We start from the raw sequence: 16358 nt of genomic DNA, 5'->3' as shown, positions 1-16358 counted from the left end.
TCCGTGGGTGTATTCGTCGATGCCGATGGAGCATTTGGGGTTGATGTCGATCAAGGCTTACGCCAGGGCGCGTGGGCTTGAGGTCGTGACGGTCAATGGTTTGGTGGCCGGGCATGAGGGTGTGGAGCAGACGTGGCAGGCGATGCAGGCTGCGGTGGCGGTCGCGGGTGTGCCGCGGTTGGTGGGGTTTTCGTGTATCGATACCTTTGCCGAGGTGTTGTGGTTGGCGCGGCGGGCGCGTCAGTGCTGGGAGGGTGTGCAGATCGCGTTGGGCAATGTGATCGCCACACTGAACTACGAGCGCATTTTGGCTGAGTATGACTGTTTTGATTTCGTGGTGGTCGGCGATGGCGAGGTGGCGTTTACCGAGTTGGCTTTGGCGGTGGTCAATGGTGCGGGGCTAGCGGATGTTGCGGGGCTGGCGCGCCGCGACGGGCGCGGTGGGGTGGTGTGTTCGCCGTCGAGGTTGGTTGATCTCGACGAATTGCCGTGGCCGGCGCGCGAGGAGTTGCCGACGGTGCTCGGCGATGGTTTTGCCGCGTCGGTGTTCGCCAGTCGGGGTTGTCCGTATCGGTGCACGTTTTGTGGGACCGGGGCGGTGTCGGCGATGTTGGGGCGCAGCAGTTATCGGGTCAAGTCGGTGGATGCGGTGGTCGACGAGATCGGTTATCTGGTGTCGGATTTCGGTATCGAGTTTGTGTCGATTACCGATGATTTGTTTGTGTCCAAGCATCCTGGTTCGCAGCAGCGTGCGGTCGAGTTTGCCTCGGCGATGCTTGGCCGCGGTATCGATGTCAGCTTCATGATCGATATCCGGTTGGATTCGGTGGTCGACCTTGAGGTGTTCAGGCACTTGCACCGGGCGGGTTTGCGGCGGGTGTTCGTCGGGTTGGAGACCGGTTCCTACGATCAGTTGCGCGCTTACCGTAAGCAGATCATCAACCGTGGCCAAGACGCCGCCGACACCATCAATGCCTTGCTGCAGTTGGGCATTGATGTGATCCCCGGGACCATCATGTTTCACCCCACGGTGCGTCCCGAGGAGCTACGCGAAACCGCCCGGCTGCTGCGGGCAACCAAATACCGGCATCCCTTCAAGCTTCTCAGCAAGATCACGCCGTATCCGGGAACGCCGTTGTACCAGGCGTATTCGGCGGCAGGATATCTGAGTGCGGAATGGCCGCTGGGGCAATGGGACTTCGTCGACCCCGAAGCCGCCCGGGTCTACGCCGACCTGGTCGCCCGCATCGCCCCCGACGCGAACATCAGCTACGACGAGGCCGAAGCCTTCTTCCTGGCCCGCCTCGACCAATGGGAGGATGCCAGCGCCCGCAGCGCCGGGTGACGGCCCGCTACTGCTTGTGTGAAACGTCGGCGATCACGCCGCCGTCCACGACGAATTCGGCGGCGGTGGCATATGACGACTCGTCGCTGGCCAGGAACAGCACGAACGTCGACACGTCCTCGGGTTCTCCGGGGCGTCCGAGCGGGATGTGGAGCATGTCCTGGGGCAGTTTGGCGGTCATCGGGGTGCGGATCAGTCCCGGGTGAATCGAGTTGACCCGAATGTTGTTGGGCGCCAACTCCAATGCCGCGGACTTGGTCAACCCGCGCACCGCCCACTTCGACGTCACATACCCGTGCACCCACGCCGCGCCGCGCAGGCCCTCGATGGATGAGACGTTGATGATCGAACCGCCGCCGGCAGCGATCATCGGGTCGATAACAGCCTGGATACCCAACAGGGTGCCGGTGACATTGACGTCGAGGATCTGTCGCCACTTGGTCAGGTCAAAAGTCTTGAGCGGACCGTAGTTGATGATCCCGGCGTTGTTGACAAGGACGTCGAGCTTCTCGAACTCCCCCACCGCCGTTTCGACGGCCGCCGTCCACTGCCCCGGTTGGGTCACGTCCAGATGGACGTAACGCGCCGCCGGGCCCAACTCGCCGGCCAGGGCCCGGCCGTCGTCATCGAGAATGTCACCGATCACCACCCTGGCGCCTTCGGCGACGAGCAACCGGGCATGGGAGGCCCCCATCCCGCGAGCACCACCGCTGATCAGTGCCACCTTGTTGTCCACCCGGCCCATGACGGGCCAGGCTACTCGCAGGACATCGCGGTGCGAGAGGCTGTTCGACTGGGTCGCGACCAGCGAACGGCGCCGGTTGCCAAAGGGAGGTGAATGAGCGTCGTGGCCCCGTTACTCACGGCCTGCGGCGGGTTCTTGCTCGCTGTCTTGTGGATGGATTTGATTTTCGACATCCAGGTTCTGCGCTACCGACACACGAGCGACCAACTGCCCGAGCCGGTGCTGGCGTCCATTGCGGGCTACTACCACCGCGCGACCACCACGTCGCGCCCGATGAGCCGGCTGATCGCGCTGGTGATGGTGATCTTGGTGGGCAGCCTGGCGTTCGTGGCCGTGCGCGGTCCCGAGCCCGGTTGGTTGGTGGCGGCGTCGGCCGTTCTCGCCGGTATCCCCGTCGGGCTGGCCGCGGTGCACACGGTTCCCCGCGCGGTTCGACTTGGAAAGCGCGTCGATGGTCCTGCCGAACAGACCCGCTTCGCGCGAGCCATCTGCCGGGATCACCTCGTCTGCGTCGGTTTCATGCTGGTGTTTCTGCTCCTATGGCTGGCATACAGCGTCGCCCGCTGAAGGGCCCTAGTCGCGACGTGCGCCACCTTGCTGGCCGCGCCAGCCGCTACCGTACTAAACTAGAACACGTTTCAATTCGGCGCGCGTCCTAGGAGCAGGCATGCACACCGCCATATGTGACGACCTCGGTATCGAGTTCCCGATCTTCGCTTTCACCCACTGCCGTGACGTCGTCGTGGCTGTCAGCAAAGCCGGCGGATTCGGCGTGCTCGGCGCCGTCGGCTTCACCCCCGAGCAGCTGGCGATCGAGCTGGACTGGATCGACGAGCACATCGGCGATCACCCGTACGGCGTCGACATCGTGATCCCGAACAAATACGAAGGCATGGACTCGCATCTGTCTGCCGAGGAACTGGCCGAGACACTGCGCAAGATGGTGCCCCAGGAGCATCTGGACTTCGCCCGCAAGATTCTCGCTGATCACGGTGTGCCGGTCGAGGACGGCGACAAGGAAAGCTTGCAGCTGCTCGGCTGGACCGAGGCGACGGCCACCCCGCAGGTTGAAGTGGCGCTCAAACACCCGAAGGTGGCAATGATCGCCAACGCGCTCGGCACTCCACCGGCGGACATGATCAGCCACATTCACGACGCCGGACGCAAGGTTGCGGCGTTGTGCGGCTCGCCCTCGCAGGCCCGAAAGCATGCCGACGCCGGCGTCGACATCATCATCGCTCAGGGTGGGGAGGCCGGTGGGCATTGCGGCGAGGTCGGCTCCATCGTGCTGTGGCCGCAGGTGGTCAAGGAGGTGGCCCCGGTACCGGTCTTGGCCGCCGGGGGCATCGGCAGCGGCCAGCAGATCGCGGCGGCGTTGGCATTGGGCGCACAGGGAGCCTGGACCGGCTCGCAGTGGCTGATGGTCGAGGAAGCCGCCAACACTCCGGTTCAGCAAGCCACCTATGCCAAGGCCAGCAGCCGTGACACCGTGCGCAGCCGGTCATTCACCGGTAAGCCGGCTCGGATGCTCCGCAACGACTGGACCGAGGCCTGGGAGCAGCCGGACAGCCCGAAACCGCTGGGCATGCCGTTGCAGTACATGGTGTCCGGTATAGCGGTGCGGGCCACCAACAAATATCCCAACGAGAGCGTCGACGTCGCGTTCAATCCCATCGGGCAGGTCGTCGGTCAGTTCACCAAGGTCGAGAAGACCGCTTCCGTCATCCAGCGGTGGGTGCAGGAGTACCTCGAGGCAACGAACCGGCTCGACGAGCTCAACGCCGCCGCGACCGTCTGAGACGTCCTGAGACGCCCGAGCACCGGCTAGACCCATTAGTCCAGGTCGTCGTCCTTGCCGGTGAATACCTCTTTTACTCTGTCGACCGCGTGGGTGGCGATGTCGATCGAGCTCTGCACGATGCCGCTGGCGCCCCCGGCGATGTCGCCGCGGATGATGTCGCCGGCGTTTTCGACGATGTCCGACGCCTTCTCGACGGCGTTGGTCGCGATGTCCTTGGCTGCGTCGACTGCATCTTTGGGATTGATGGCCATCGGAGGCTCCTAATTCGTTGACGGGATGCTTGCTACGACTGTAGCCCCACAAGGGGCCTGAGTTTCCGGGTCAGTAGTCGACCAGCGTGCGCCAGTAGCGCTCCGGAATCTCCTCGCCGGACCGCAATACGCGTGCCAGCCCGACGGCCATCGCGATGCCGAGCAGCCCCAGCCATAACCCCGCCAGCGCGATGATCCACCACAGCACCGCGGTGACCGCCGGCCACGGTGACACCAGGGCCAGCACCGGCGCAAAGAAGAAACCGGTCCCGACGTACCATGCCGAGCCCGCCCGATCCGACGCGAGGACCAACCGCAACCATCGTGGCATCGGAGCCTCGGCTGGCGTGCGGTCGGTCGTCATCGCTCTAGGTCAACCGATCATCCTTCGGGCGGGAAGAACCCGGCCCCGGTGAACCACCCGGCTTGCCATCCCTGCGCTCCCAGACACAACATCGGCAGGCCGTCCGGCGTCTGCGCCGCCGCCTGCGGACCCGGGCACGGGGCGCCCGCCTGCTGCACTCCGTACAGCGGGTAGGAGATCACCCAATAACCGGTGGTGGCTGCCGGGAACTGGTTCGGCGGCGGGAAATGACAGGCCTCGGCCTGGCCGCTGGTGCCGCGGCCGAAGATGAAGCGCTCGTAGTTGTCACACGGCGCTCCCAACGAGGCGTCATAGTTCATGCCCGGCACATCGCCCGGGTAGCGGCCGTTATCGGCGCCGGCGACCGGGGCTAGGCCGATCGCGGCCCCGGCGACCGCAGCGGTGGTCAACAGTTCCCGAATCATGTCCACCCCTTCATGCACCGGCTAGTTTCACCACAGCATAACGACTGTGGCGTAGCCCACAACAGCCGCCGTGACCCACGCCGATCTTGTCGATGTGGGGCAGGTGACCAGGGCATTTCCCGCTACCCGCTGATCACCGGACAATCCGCCGCCACGATGGTGGCGACAGTCGGTCGGCATCCGTCGCCCCAGGCTAGGCCGCTCCCCCGCCCGCCGAACGCGTTCCCGACCGGTCGGGACCACAAGCACCGGGAACAACGCGCGAGCTCGTCGGGGCGCATCCGCGGCTGCTGGCCAAGGCGGCTGAACACGTTACAGTTCGGCATTCGCCACGTTGCGTCGATGCTTCCCATCTCAGGTGGAGCAATGGATTATTGGCAGTAGACGACCACTAGCAGAATTCATATTGAGGAGTGGGCTTTGTCAACAGCCAAGTCAACCGCCAAGCCAACAGCCAAGCCGGTACCCAACCTGCCTCCCGGGTTCGACTTCACCGACCCCGACATCTATGCCGAGCGCCTGCCGGTGGCAGAACTGGCCGAGATGCGCCGATGCGCGCCGATATGGTGGAACAAACAGCCGATCGGCTGCGGCGGCTTCGACGACGGCGGCTATTGGGTGGTGACCAAACATAAAGATGTCAAAGAGATCTCGCGCCGCAGTGACATCTTCTCCAGCCTGCAAAAGACTGCGCTGCCACGCTACAAAGACGGCACGGTCGCCGAGCAGATCGAACGAGGCAAGTTCGTCCTGCTCAACATGGACGACCCGCAGCACACCCGGTTGCGCAAGATCATCTCCCGCGGCTTCACGCCGGGGGCCGTCGAGCGGCTGCGCGACGACCTCAACGAGCGCGCCCGGCGCATCGTCGAGGCCGCTGCGGCGCAGGGGTCCGGCGACTTTGTCGAGCAGGTGTCCTGCGAACTGCCGTTGCAGGCCATCGCCGGATTGCTCGGCGTGCCCCAGGAAGACCGGATGAAGCTCTTCCACTGGTCGAACCAGATGGTGGGCGACCAGGATCCCGAGTTCGCCAGCAATGACGCCATTACCGCTTCGGTCGAACTGATCATGTACGCCATGCACATGGCGGCCGACCGGGCCAAAAACCCGGGGCCGGACATCGTGACCAAGCTCGTCGAGGCCGACATCGACGGACACAAGCTCTCCGAGGACGAGTTCGGCTTCTTCGTCATTCTGCTGGCCGTTGCCGGCAACGAGACCACCCGCAACTCCATCACCCAGGGCATGATGGCCTTCACCGACTTTCCCGACCAGTGGGAGCTGTACAAGCGGGAGCGACCCGCTACCACGGCCGACGAGATCGTGCGGTGGGCCACCCCGGTCACCTCGTTCCAGCGGACCGCGCTGCAGGACTACGAACTGTCCGGGGTGCGGATCAAGAAGGGTCAGCGAGTGGTGATGTTCTACCGCTCAGCCAATTTCGACGAAGAGGTGTTCGACGACCCGTTCACCTTCAACATTCTGCGTAGCCCCAATCCGCACGTGGGATTCGGCGGCACCGGCGCGCATTACTGCATCGGTGCCAACTTGGCGAGGATGACCATCGACTTGATGTTCAATGCCATCGCCGACGCCATGCCCGATTTGGAGTCGACAGGCAAGCCCGAACGGCTGCGGTCCGGCTGGCTGAACGGAATCAAGCACTGGCAGGTCGACTATCACAGCACCGCGTCGACGAAATGCCCTGTGGCACATTGAGCTTGAGCCGATAGGATAAGCGCATGCCCACGCACAAGGCGGTCCGGATAGCTTCGGCGGGTGCGGCATTGGAGCTCGTCGACGTCGACACTGCGCCGCCTGCCCATGACGAGGTACGCATCGCGGTGTCCGCGTGCGGGGTCTGCGGCACCGACCGGGCGTTCGTCAACGGCGGCTTTCCGAACACCCCTTGGCCATTGACGCCGGGGCATGAGATCGCGGGCACGGTAGTCGAACTCGGCCAGCGCGTCGCTGATTTCGAGATCGGCGACCGAGTCGCCGTCGGCTGGTTCGGCGGGCACTGCAACCGGTGCGCCCCCTGCCGCACCGGCACCTTTATCCACTGCGCGAACATGAAGGTGCCCGGTTGGCAGTACCCCGGTGGCTACGCGGAATCGGTGACCGTCCCCGCCAACGCGCTGGCGCGCATTCCGTCCGAACTCTCTGACGTGGAAGCGGCTCCCATGTGCTGCGCCGGTGTCACCACATATAACGCACTGCGCCACACCAAGGCGCTGCCCGGTGACCGGGTGGCGATTCTCGGCATCGGCGGTCTGGGTCACCTCGGTGTGCAGTTCTCCCGGGCGATGGGCTTCGAGACCATCGCCATCGCCAGAGGGGCCGCCAAAGCCGAGGATGCGCGCCAGCTGGGGGCCCATCACTACGTCGACTCCACCAGCGGCGACGTTGCCGAAGCGCTGCGCAAGCTCGGCGGTGTCGCGGTCGTGCTGGCCACGGCCGGCAACTCAGCTGCCATGGCCGCGACGGTGCCCGGCTTACTTCCTCGCGGTGAACTGGTTGTGGTCGGTGTGACCACCGATCCCCTCCCGATCAGTCCGAGGCAGCTGATCAATCCGGCCCTCAGCATTTCCGGACATCCCTCCGGTACCGCGAAGGACGTGGAGGACACCATGCATTTCGCGGTGCTGTCCGGTGTGCGGGCCTGGGTCGAGGAGATACCTTTTTCGCGCGCGGCGGACGGTTACGCGGCGATGGAGCAGGGACGGACACGCTATCGCACCGTCCTCACCATGTGAGTACCGCGCGCAGCTATAGAGTCGTGCCGTGAGCGACACGGTGTGGGCGCTGGACCCGTCCGTCGGTGAGTTGATCGTTCGTACCGGTGTCGCGGGTCGAGCCGCCCGAATGGGCCATCGGCTCACCATCGGAATGACTCGCTGGCAGGCCACGGTGAGCTGGGCGGCTGATGAACCCGCCACCGCAGACCTTGCCGTGGAGGTGGATTCACTGGAGGTGTTGCGCGGCGAGGGTGGTGTCAAGAGCCTGTCCGGGCCGGAGAAGGCCCTGGTCCGGTCGAATGCGCTGAAGTCGCTCAACGCCGGTCGCTTTCCCGATATCCGCTTCACCGCAGCAGAGATCGACAAGACCGAGAGCGGTTACCGCCTCACCGGGCAGCTGCAGATCCGGGGCAAGTCGCGTCAACACGTGATCGACCTGCACACCGAGGATCTTGGTGACTCCTGGGCGATGTCTGCCGAGTCGACGGTTCGCCAGTCCGACTACGGGGTCAAGCCTTATTCGCTGTTGATGGGCTCGCTGCAGGTCGCCGACGAGGTGACCGTGTCCTTTACCGCGGTTCGGCCCAAGGACGGTTGACCGTCGACCCGGCGGTTCGACTACTCCGGCGGCTCCATACCGGTGTCGCCATAGGTGCCGGGAATGTGCTTGAGCACCCGGGTCAGCAGGGGCGATCCATCGCTCGGACCCGGTTGCGACGCAACGTCGTTGGGCTGCTCGGGGATGGCGTCGGTGAGCTCTTCACCGGAGGTGAGCTGGATTGGCTCCCGCTGTGTCGCGGGCCCCGGAAGAGGAGCGTGCAGCTGGGCACTCGCGGGCACCGGACCTGCCGTCGCAACTGCCTCGGCGATTTCCGGCGTCGAGGTGGGTATGGAGTGCTGCGCCGTTTCGGAGTGCCTGTCCGGAGTTACTTGCAGGCCAACCGCCAACGACACCGAAGCCACGAAGGTCACCGCCGCCGCAGCCAAAGTGGTTGCAGCTCCGGCGTATTGGCGTGACCGCTTGGACACGGTGGTGGTTTCACCGGAGCCTGCAACCAGTCGCTCGTCGGTGAACTCGGTGGTTCGGGCCGCCGCCTGCGCCGTACCTCGCGCGATTGTCACCTGCGCCATGGTCTGCGCGAAAACCGGTACCGGAAGGGCGGTTTCGAGTTGCCAAGAAAAGTCGCTGATGTCAAGGTCGGAACCCACCACCACCACGGCGGCCGGACGCCACGCACTGCGGTCGAACATTCCGGTCAGCCACGAGGTCAGCCCGTCATAACCACCACGGACATGTTTGACTGCCGTTTGGGTCTTTCCGTCGCGGGTGTCGACCATGACGACGGTTGCCCATCCGTCCTCGAGGATGCACACCGCGGTCTGTTCGTATCCGATGACCGGTGCGACCGCCTCGGCCAGCGTCTCGACGGCATCGAGCAGCCGAACCGGTACAACGTTGTCGAATCCGGCGTCGGTCAAGGCCTCGACCAGTAGCGCGGCTTGGGCGGAAGCTTCGTCGTTCCACGTCACGCCGACGACACGTAAACGGTGGCCGGCCGCGGCTGCCAATTCCCCCGCACGAATGACTTCCGCCGCCGCCTGTTCCGCGGCATGGACGACGCCTACTCCTCGGCCACCGCGCAGCTGCATTTCGTTGTGATGCAGGATGGTGCCCTCAGCGCCGTGCCCTTCAGCCAGGACCCAACCTACGGCGGTCGGTGTCACTGACAGCCCAAGTACCGTCTCCAAAATTTCGCACCTCAATCGTTCCCGAATCGTTCCCGGTTCGTCAGGCGCCTCGAGCCAACGCCGTCGCGCCCGCATCCACCGAGGGGCTTGGTGTGCTGGTGCGTGAGCGCCGGAACGGACCGGATAGCCCGGAGGATCGTTGTCTCCATCGGCTTGCCTGACAGAGACTACGCGGTCGGCGCAAGTTCGGCTCCTCCGGTGGGCAAACCGCCAGGTGACTCACATGAAACGAACATGGCGACCGGATCGCCGGCCGCCGCCGAGGACTTGCGCCGGATGCGCCGGCAGCGGGCTTCCCAGTGGTCTGGGCACCAGCCCGGGGTAAACCCGCGAAACGTTGCTCGAGCTACGTCCGGCGTGTCGAGGTCCGGCGTGCCGCATCGATTAACTATTCTTTGTACCGCTCCCCGCCTGCCACCTTCTGCCCTGCTCCGGGTGCATAGCACTCGTTTGCGCTCTCGGATTATCCGGGCCGCAACGGGGCAACGGGGCAAGCGGTGAGTCCGTCGCCGACTCGCATAGCACAGTTGCTGCGTCGGCGGAGGTAACCGATATCGAAATGGAATGACTTCGTGCCCCGATCGACATTTGCCCTCCTCACACGGTAAGTTCTGCCGGGAGCACGCGAGCACATACGGACAAGGGGCAGGGTATGACAGACGTGAGCGGGAAGATGCGGGCGTGGGGCCGACGCCTTCTGGTCGGCGCGGCCGCTGCTGCGGCCCTTCCTGGCCTGGTCGGACTCGCCGGCGGAGCGGCGACCGCGGGAGCGTTCTCCCGGCCCGGCCTGCCGGTGGAATACCTCCAGGTGCCGTCGGCTGCGATGGGTCGCAGTATCAAGGTTCAATTCCAAAGCGGCGGGGACAACTCGCCGGCGGTGTACCTGCTCGACGGTCTCCGCGCTCAAGACGACTACAACGGCTGGGATATCAACACCCCGGCCTTCGAGTGGTACTACCAATCGGGCCTGTCGGTCATCATGCCGGTCGGTGGCCAGTCCAGTTTCTACAGTGACTGGTACAGCCCGGCCTGCGGCAAGGCCGGCTGCCAGACCTACAAGTGGGAGACCTTCCTGACCAGCGAGCTGCCGCAATGGCTGTCCGCGAACCGGAGTGTCAAGCCCACCGGGAGCGCCGCCGTCGGCATCTCGATGGCCGGCTCCTCGGCCCTGATCCTGTCCGTCTACCACCCGCAGCAGTTCGTCTACGCCGGTTCGCTGTCGGCCCTGATGGACCCCTCCCAGGGCATGGGGCCGTCCCTGATCGGCCTGGCGATGGGTGACGCCGGTGGTTACAAAGCCTCGGACATGTGGGGACCTTCGAGCGACCCGGCCTGGCAGCGTAACGACCCGTCGCTGCATATTCCCGAGCTGGTCGCCAACAACACCCGTCTGTGGATCTACTGCGGCAACGGCACCCCGTCCGAGTTGGGCGGCGCCAATGTCCCCGCCGAGTTCCTGGAGAACTTCGTTCGCAGCAGTAACCTGAAATTCCAGGACGCTTACAACGCCGCAGGCGGGCACAATGCCGTGTTCAATTTAGACGCCAACGGAACGCACAGCTGGGAGTACTGGGGCGCACAGCTTAACGCCATGAAGGGTGACCTGCAGGCCAGCCTCGGCGCCCGCTGATCGCGCAACGCGTGCAGCTACTGGGCTTGACGGCTAGACGCCGTCGAGCCCAGTGGTGTGTTCGGTTCCTTGGCGGCTGGTCCGGCACGTTCAACGAGCCGGTCTAACTGCCCGCCACCAACTGGTTGGTGATATCGACCCATGCGGTGCTGTCGCGACGGTGGTCATTGACGTTGCGGCACTGACCGTACAGCCGCAGGACCCCCGCGCCCGCGTCGTCACGGTGACGGTAGATGATCGCCGTGACGGCGTCCTTGGACAGCGTCCTGCCGAACACCTGGTCGTTAGGCGGTAGCCCCTCGGTCCAGCCGTGCCTGACCAGCGCTGCTGTGACATCGCGAAAGTACCGGTCGGCAGGTGCCTCGGCGGGCAGCGCGAAGGTCAGGTAGACCGCCCCTTGATACGGCGGATCGTCCCGGTTCTTGCACGACATCATCAGGTATCCGGCGGTGCTGGTCTGAAGTCCGGCGGCCGTCACGATTTGTTTTGCCTTGTCGACAACCTGGGCCTCGGTTGCGGCGTCGTCGAGGGGGCCGACGGGGTGGTCGCCAGAGTTGGCCGACGACGCACGATGGCGGTTCGCCACCAGCAGGACAGCTGCGCCGAGCAACAAGCATGTCACCAGCGCAGCGGCGAGTACGGCCCGAATCCCTCTGGCCCGCAACCAATCTGCGCTAGTAGCGGCGTGTCGAACCATCAGCTGACCTGATCATCTCCGGAAATGCCGGGGATCAGGCCGTCGATACACCACGGACAACTGAGCGGCGAGACGAACCGCGACGGTGCGACTCGGCTCGCGAATAGCGGCGGCTTCAGCGGCCACCCCGCCATCGTCGACTGTCAGATACCGTGACGCAAGAGCCTCGGACCGAGGCCGCGGGTTTCGCAAACGAAACCTGAGTCAACAGCCGCTCTCACAACATCCATCCGGTGGCGGCCCACCGGGAGTCCGGGCCGCGGGCCGCAGGCCCGGCCACCCATCGGCCGCCCCGCGAGCCGTCGGCACCAGGGCCCGCGCCCGAGGTGCCCAACCCTAAGATTTTGTCTCAGATTGCGGCCTCGTGAAGTTTGCTGGACTCGTCGCCATACCTCAGCGTAACCGCCAGCAGACCCGGTGAGTCAACACGGGCTGCTCGTTTGAACAAGCCGTTGTCAACGGGCGATCCAGGCCACAGCGTGACCCGTCCGCCCAGTGCCCGCCGGTGGTTTGATTCGCTTGGCTGGACGTCGTTTGCGCAAATCACAATGCGGCGGCTAACCAATTTCATAAGTTTTTCTAGGCGGTAACGCTTTAGCCACGGCCGCCGAAATGCCGGACATGACACGCATCGCAAAGCCCCTGATCAAGTCCGCCACGGCCGCCGCTTTCGTCGCAGCGTCGATGTCACTATCCACCGGCATCGCCCACGCCGACGTCATGAACTGGGACGCCGTCGCGCAGTGCGAGTCGGGTGGGAACTGGACCGCCAACACCGGCAACGGAGCCTACGGTGGACTGCAGTTCAAGCAAGCGACATGGGACGAGTACGGTGGCGTCGGCAACCCCGCGACCGCCTCTAAGCAGCAACAAATCGCTGTGGCCAACCGAGTCCTAGCCGGCCAGGGCCCCGCCGCGTGGCCGAAGTGCGCCAGTGCCGGCGGTCTGCCGCCCGTGCCCGTGGCGCTGCCCAAGCCGGTACGGCAGCTGCAGCAGACGGTGACCGAGATCATCTCGCTATTCACACCGCATCAGTGAATATCGCTGTTTCCGTTCCCAGCGTTACAGGGACGTGATTGGATCATCCTATGGAGGGTTCGGCAACGGTCCACATGGCGGCCCCAGCGGAAAAGATCTGGGATTTAATCGCCGATATTCGTAACACCGGACGGTTTTCACCGGAAACGTTCGAGGCCGAGTGGCTGGACGGCGCGACCGGCCCGGCGCTCGGCGCCCGATTCCGCGGACACGTCCGGCGCAACGAGATCGGTCCCGTCTACTGGACCGTGTGCAAGGTGACGGCGTGTGAGCGCCCTCGCGAGTTCGGGTTTGCTGTGATGGCCGGCGGTAGATCGGTGAACAATTGGCACTACCGGCTCGCACCGGCGGGCGATGGCACCGATGTCACCGAGTCGTTCCGGCTCACCCCTTCGGTGTTCACGACCGTGTATTACTGGGCATTCGGTGGCTGGCTGCGCAAACGCCGCAACATCCGGGACATGACCAAGACGCTGCAACGCATCAAAGATGTGGTCGAGGCCGACTGAGGGCGGGCGTTACCAGATCGTATGAAGTCGATATTCATCACCGGCGCCGGCAGCGGAATGGGCCGCGAGGGGGCACGGCTCTTTTACGCCAACGGCTGGCGCGTCGGTGCGGTGGACCGCGACGACGCCGGTCTGGCAACCCTGAGCGGCGAGCTCGGCGCCCGGTTGTGGACACGAGTGGTCGACGTGACCGACAAGGACGCGCTCGACTCGGCGCTCGCCGACTTTTGCGCCGGCAATACCGGCAGCGCGCTCGACATGATGTGGAACAACGCCGGCATCGGCGAAGGCGGATGGTTCGAAGACGTGCCGTATGACGTCGCGATGCGGGTCGTCGAGGTCAACTTCAAGGCGGTGCTGACCGGGGCTTACGGCGCGCTGCCCTACCTGAAGAAGGCCCCGGGCAGTCTGATGTTCTCCACGTCCTCGTCTTCGGCCACCTATGGCATGCCGCGACTGGCCGTCTACTCGGCCACCAAGCACGCGGTCAAAGGGCTGACCGAGGCGCTCAGCGTGGAGTGGCAGCGCCACGGTGTGCGGGTGGCCGACGTGTTACCCGGTCTGATCGACACCGCGATTCTCACCTCGACGCGCCAGCATTCCGAGGAGGGCGCGCCCACGCTTTCGGCGCAGCAGATCCGGGCCGCCGCGCCCAAGAAGGGCATGTTCCGGCTGATGCCCGCGACCAGCGTCGCCGAGGCGGCCTGGCAGGCCTACCAGCATCCCACCAGATTGCATTGGTATGTGCCCCAAAGCATCCGGTGGATCGATCGGCTCAAGGGGGTTAGTCCGGAGTTCGTCCGGCGCCTCATCATCAAAGCCCTACCCAGGTTGGATCCGCGGCAGCAGTAAAGTTTCGTGCACAAGACCCGCAAGGCCCACAAGGCCCGCAAGGCCCACAAGGGAGGTGGCTGGTGCGAAGCCGGTTTGTCAGAGTGGCAGGGATTGCCGTGGTCGTGGTCGCAGGTCTTTCCGGGTGCGCCGAGGCGCAGACCGTCCCGCGCAAGGCCGCACATCTGACAATCGACGGATACACCCGCACCACACGTCCGGCCGCATGCAGCCAGGAGCAGTCCTTCCGGACCATCGACATCCGTGACCGCGACGGACACGTCCAGGCCGTGGTCTTGGTCAGCGGTGAACGGGTGATCCCGCAATGGGTCAAGATCCGCAACGTCGACGGGTTCAGCGGCAGCTTCTGGGAAGGCGGGGTGGGCCAGGCCCATGCCGACCTGTCCCGCGGCACCTACACCATCACCGGCAGCGCCTATGGCATCGGCAACAGCAATCCCAACAAGGTCGTCACCACGGACTTCACGATCGTCGCCGACTGCTGAAACGTCACACGCGTCCCGGCCCGAAAGGCTTAGGCTGGGTCGCAATGCGCCCTGGCCTGCAACGGGATGGAGGAGCGGTGAAGGACCGACTGCACTGGCTGGCGTTGCACGGGGTGATCCGCGGCATGGCCAACATCGGCGTTCGACGAGGCGAACTACAGGCCCGGCTCATCGCCGATCCGGCCGTCGCCGCTAACCCGGTGCCGTTCTACGACGAGCTGCGCCGCCACGGCCGGTTGGTGCGGACCCGGGTCAACTGCCTGACCGTCGACCATCAGCTCGGCCATGACATCTTGCGCTCCGACGACTTCCAGGTCATCTCGCTCGGCGAGAACCTGCCGGCGCCGCTGCGATGGCTGGAGCGCCGTACCCGCGATAATCAGCTACACCCGCTGCGGCCGCCGTCGCTGCTGGCGGTCGAACCGCCCGATCACACCCGCTATCGCAAGACGGTGTCGGCGGTGTTCACCGCGAGGGCCGTTGCCGCGCTGCGTGATCGGGTCGAGCAGACCGCCATCAATCTCTTGGATCAGCTCGCCGCCCAGCCCGGTGTGGTCGACGTCGTCGGCCGCTATTGTTCCCAGCTGCCGATCGCGGTGATCAGCGAGATCTTGGGAGTGCCGGCCCACGACCGCCGACGGGTCCTGGAATTCGGTGAACTGGCAGCGCCCAGCCTGGATATTGGCGTGCCCTACCGGCAGTACCAGCGGGTGCAGCGCGGTGTGACGGGGTTCAACGCCTGGCTGGTGTCGCATCTCGAACAGCTGCGACGAGCCCCCGGCGACGACCTGATGAGCCAGCTGATCCGCACGGCCGAAAGTGGCAATCCGGAAACGCATCTCGACGACGACGAGCTGCATGCGGTCGCCGGCCTGGTGTTGGTCGCCGGCTTTGAAACCACAGTCAACCTGTTGGGCAACGGAATTCGGATGTTGCTGGACATGCCCGAGCATCTGGATACCCTGCGCCAACGTCCTGACCTGTGGCCGAACACGGTCGAAGAGATCTTGCGGTTGGATTCGCCGGTCCAGCTCACCGCGCGGGTGGCCCGCACCGACGTCGAGCTCGCCGGCGTGCCCATCAACCGCGGCGAGATGGTGGTGATCTGTCTAGCCGGTGCCAACCGCGATCCGGCGGTGTTCTCCGATCCTCACCGCTTCGACATCGAACGTCCTAATGCCGGAAGACATCTCGCGTTCTCCAGCGGCCGCCACTTCTGCCTGGGCGCCGCGCTTGCCCGAGCCGAGGGCGAAGTCGGGTTACGCATGTTCTTCGAGCGCTTCCCCGAGGTGCGGGCCGCCGGTTCCGGAAGTAGACGCGACACCCGAGTGCTCCGGGGCTGGTCGACGTTGCCGGTCACCCTGGGGCCGGCCCGCACGCTGGCCGCCCGGTAGCGGATGCGCCTAAGTGGTCAAAGCTAACCGCGCGGCAATAGGCGGGGGTTGGTGGTGGGATGTCGAATGGGGCGAATCTCAGACCGCAGGGCTGGCCACGCGGGGGGCAAGCTCTGTCGCCACGAGCTTTTCACAGCATCCGTAGCGCTTGGCAGGTGAAGCGAGAAGCGAGGGGCACCCATGAGATGTATCGGCGGGCATTAAGCTAGCTGCGGCAGCAGGCACCGGACTTTGACCGTTTTCACAGCTCGCTAAGATTGCTGTCCAAGCCTACGGCTGTATCCTCGTGCCACGGTGAGGCTTCGGAGCACTGGCGCGACCCGACGATGGCATTC

At 65.0% G+C, this 16358-nt stretch carries 18 protein-coding genes; 12 read left to right on the top strand and 6 right to left on the bottom strand.

The annotated features are described in order from the left end of the window. A partial coding sequence (locus tag B4U45_RS00915; RefSeq protein WP_219859282.1) for a B12-binding domain-containing radical SAM protein occupies positions 1–1345 on the top strand: 1345 nt, incomplete at its 5' end. 7 nt (positions 1346–1352) lie between these two features. Here B4U45_RS00915 and B4U45_RS00910 read toward each other — a convergent pair. Further along, positions 1353–2090 carry a glucose 1-dehydrogenase gene (locus tag B4U45_RS00910; protein ID WP_075548486.1) on the bottom strand — a complete coding sequence of 246 codons (738 nt, stop codon included), beginning with the start codon at positions 2088–2090 and terminating at the stop codon, positions 1353–1355. Between the two features lie 102 nt (positions 2091–2192). On the opposite strand from B4U45_RS00910, the gene B4U45_RS00905 reads away from it, so the two are divergent. Both B4U45_RS00905 and B4U45_RS00900 read left to right on the top strand, forming a co-directional pair. Continuing rightward, a complete protein-coding gene (locus B4U45_RS00905; protein ID WP_075548520.1) occupies positions 2193–2657 on the top strand; it encodes a hypothetical protein in 465 nt (154 codons plus the stop codon). A 100-nt stretch (positions 2658–2757) separates the two neighbouring features. Next, positions 2758–3888: a nitronate monooxygenase gene (locus B4U45_RS00900; protein ID WP_083155892.1), complete on the top strand. Its 1131-nt coding sequence runs from the start codon at positions 2758–2760 to the stop codon at positions 3886–3888. A 35-nt stretch (positions 3889–3923) separates the two neighbouring features. On the opposite strand, the gene B4U45_RS00895 is transcribed toward B4U45_RS00900, so the two are convergent. From B4U45_RS00895 to B4U45_RS00885, 3 genes are all read right to left on the bottom strand, one after another. Next, positions 3924–4142, bottom strand: a complete 219-nt coding sequence (locus tag B4U45_RS00895; RefSeq protein ID WP_023364230.1) for an Rv1893 family protein — start codon at positions 4140–4142, stop codon at positions 3924–3926. A 70-nt stretch (positions 4143–4212) separates the two neighbouring features. Then, the gene (locus B4U45_RS00890; RefSeq protein ID WP_075548488.1) at positions 4213–4506 is read right to left on the bottom strand and encodes a hypothetical protein; all 294 of its coding nucleotides are present in this window, start codon (positions 4504–4506) and stop codon (positions 4213–4215) included. A 17-nt stretch (positions 4507–4523) separates the two neighbouring features. Next, a complete protein-coding gene (locus B4U45_RS00885; protein ID WP_075548521.1) occupies positions 4524–4931 on the bottom strand; it encodes a hypothetical protein in 408 nt (135 codons plus the stop codon). Between the two features lie 420 nt (positions 4932–5351). On the opposite strand from B4U45_RS00885, the gene B4U45_RS00880 reads away from it, so the two are divergent. From B4U45_RS00880 to B4U45_RS00870, 3 genes are read left to right on the top strand one after another with little or no spacing between them, the layout of a single operon-like run. After that, on the top strand, positions 5352–6650 hold the full coding sequence (locus B4U45_RS00880) for a cytochrome P450 (protein WP_075548489.1): 1299 nt from the start codon (positions 5352–5354) through the stop codon (positions 6648–6650). Positions 6651–6673: 23 nt separating this feature from the next. Next, on the top strand, positions 6674–7687 hold the full coding sequence (locus B4U45_RS00875) for an alcohol dehydrogenase catalytic domain-containing protein (RefSeq protein ID WP_075548490.1): 1014 nt from the start codon (positions 6674–6676) through the stop codon (positions 7685–7687). Positions 7688–7715: 28 nt separating this feature from the next. Further along, the gene (locus tag B4U45_RS00870) at positions 7716–8267 is read left to right on the top strand and encodes a YceI family protein (RefSeq protein WP_075548491.1); all 552 of its coding nucleotides are present in this window, start codon (positions 7716–7718) and stop codon (positions 8265–8267) included. Between the two features lie 20 nt (positions 8268–8287). Here the strand turns inward: B4U45_RS00870 and B4U45_RS00865 are convergent, their stop codons facing one another. Next, positions 8288–9418 carry a DUF7159 family protein gene (locus B4U45_RS00865; protein ID WP_075548492.1) on the bottom strand — a complete coding sequence of 377 codons (1131 nt, stop codon included), beginning with the start codon at positions 9416–9418 and terminating at the stop codon, positions 8288–8290. Between the two features lie 652 nt (positions 9419–10070). Between B4U45_RS00865 and ag85B the strand changes: the two genes are divergently transcribed. Further along, entirely contained in the window at positions 10071–11048 is a 978-nt protein-coding gene (ag85B, locus tag B4U45_RS00860; protein ID WP_075548493.1) for a diacylglycerol acyltransferase/mycolyltransferase Ag85B, read from the top strand. Between the two features lie 103 nt (positions 11049–11151). Here ag85B and B4U45_RS00855 read toward each other — a convergent pair whose 3' ends face one another. Continuing rightward, positions 11152–11670, bottom strand: coding sequence for a hypothetical protein (locus tag B4U45_RS00855; protein ID WP_244899335.1), 519 nt, complete (start codon positions 11668–11670; stop codon positions 11152–11154). A gap of 696 nt (positions 11671–12366) precedes the next feature. Here B4U45_RS00855 and B4U45_RS00850 point away from each other — a divergent pair. From B4U45_RS00850 to B4U45_RS00830, 5 genes are all read left to right on the top strand, one after another. Continuing rightward, entirely contained in the window at positions 12367–12783 is a 417-nt protein-coding gene (locus tag B4U45_RS00850) for a transglycosylase family protein (RefSeq protein ID WP_075548523.1), read from the top strand. Between the two features lie 50 nt (positions 12784–12833). Next, positions 12834–13292, top strand: coding sequence for an SRPBCC family protein (locus B4U45_RS00845; RefSeq protein WP_075511607.1), 459 nt, complete (start codon positions 12834–12836; stop codon positions 13290–13292). A 21-nt stretch (positions 13293–13313) separates the two neighbouring features. Beyond that, positions 13314–14144, top strand: coding sequence for an SDR family oxidoreductase (locus B4U45_RS00840; RefSeq protein WP_075548494.1), 831 nt, complete (start codon positions 13314–13316; stop codon positions 14142–14144). Positions 14145–14206: 62 nt separating this feature from the next. After that, on the top strand, positions 14207–14629 hold the full coding sequence (locus B4U45_RS00835) for a lipoprotein LpqH (protein ID WP_075548495.1): 423 nt from the start codon (positions 14207–14209) through the stop codon (positions 14627–14629). A gap of 77 nt (positions 14630–14706) precedes the next feature. Continuing rightward, positions 14707–16023, top strand: a complete 1317-nt coding sequence (locus B4U45_RS00830; RefSeq protein WP_075548496.1) for a cytochrome P450 — start codon at positions 14707–14709, stop codon at positions 16021–16023. Positions 16024–16358: the final 335 nt, after the last annotated feature.

The sequence above is a fragment of the Mycobacterium persicum genome (assembly GCF_002086915.1).
GTDB lineage: Bacteria > Actinomycetota > Actinomycetes > Mycobacteriales > Mycobacteriaceae > Mycobacterium > Mycobacterium persicum.
This window is presented reverse-complemented; position numbering and strand designations above follow the sequence as displayed.

Excerpts from the sequence above, each read along its gene's own strand:
- B4U45_RS00910 (WP_075548486.1), bottom strand. The coding sequence starts at position 2,090 with ATGGGCCGGGTGGACAACAAGGTGGCACTGATCAGCGGTGGTGCTCGC.
- B4U45_RS00900 (WP_083155892.1), top strand. The coding sequence starts at position 2,758 with ATGCACACCGCCATATGTGACGACCTCGGTATCGAGTTCCCGATCTTC.
- B4U45_RS00895 (WP_023364230.1), bottom strand. The coding sequence starts at position 4,142 with ATGGCCATCAATCCCAAAGATGCAGTCGACGCAGCCAAGGACATCGCG.
- B4U45_RS00890 (WP_075548488.1), bottom strand. The coding sequence starts at position 4,506 with ATGACGACCGACCGCACGCCAGCCGAGGCTCCGATGCCACGATGGTTG.
- B4U45_RS00885 (WP_075548521.1), bottom strand. The coding sequence starts at position 4,931 with ATGATTCGGGAACTGTTGACCACCGCTGCGGTCGCCGGGGCCGCGATC.
- B4U45_RS00875 (WP_075548490.1), top strand. The coding sequence starts at position 6,674 with ATGCCCACGCACAAGGCGGTCCGGATAGCTTCGGCGGGTGCGGCATTG.
- ag85B (WP_075548493.1), top strand. The coding sequence starts at position 10,071 with ATGACAGACGTGAGCGGGAAGATGCGGGCGTGGGGCCGACGCCTTCTG.
- B4U45_RS00850 (WP_075548523.1), top strand. The coding sequence starts at position 12,367 with ATGACACGCATCGCAAAGCCCCTGATCAAGTCCGCCACGGCCGCCGCT.
- B4U45_RS00845 (WP_075511607.1), top strand. The coding sequence starts at position 12,834 with ATGGAGGGTTCGGCAACGGTCCACATGGCGGCCCCAGCGGAAAAGATC.
- B4U45_RS00840 (WP_075548494.1), top strand. The coding sequence starts at position 13,314 with ATGAAGTCGATATTCATCACCGGCGCCGGCAGCGGAATGGGCCGCGAG.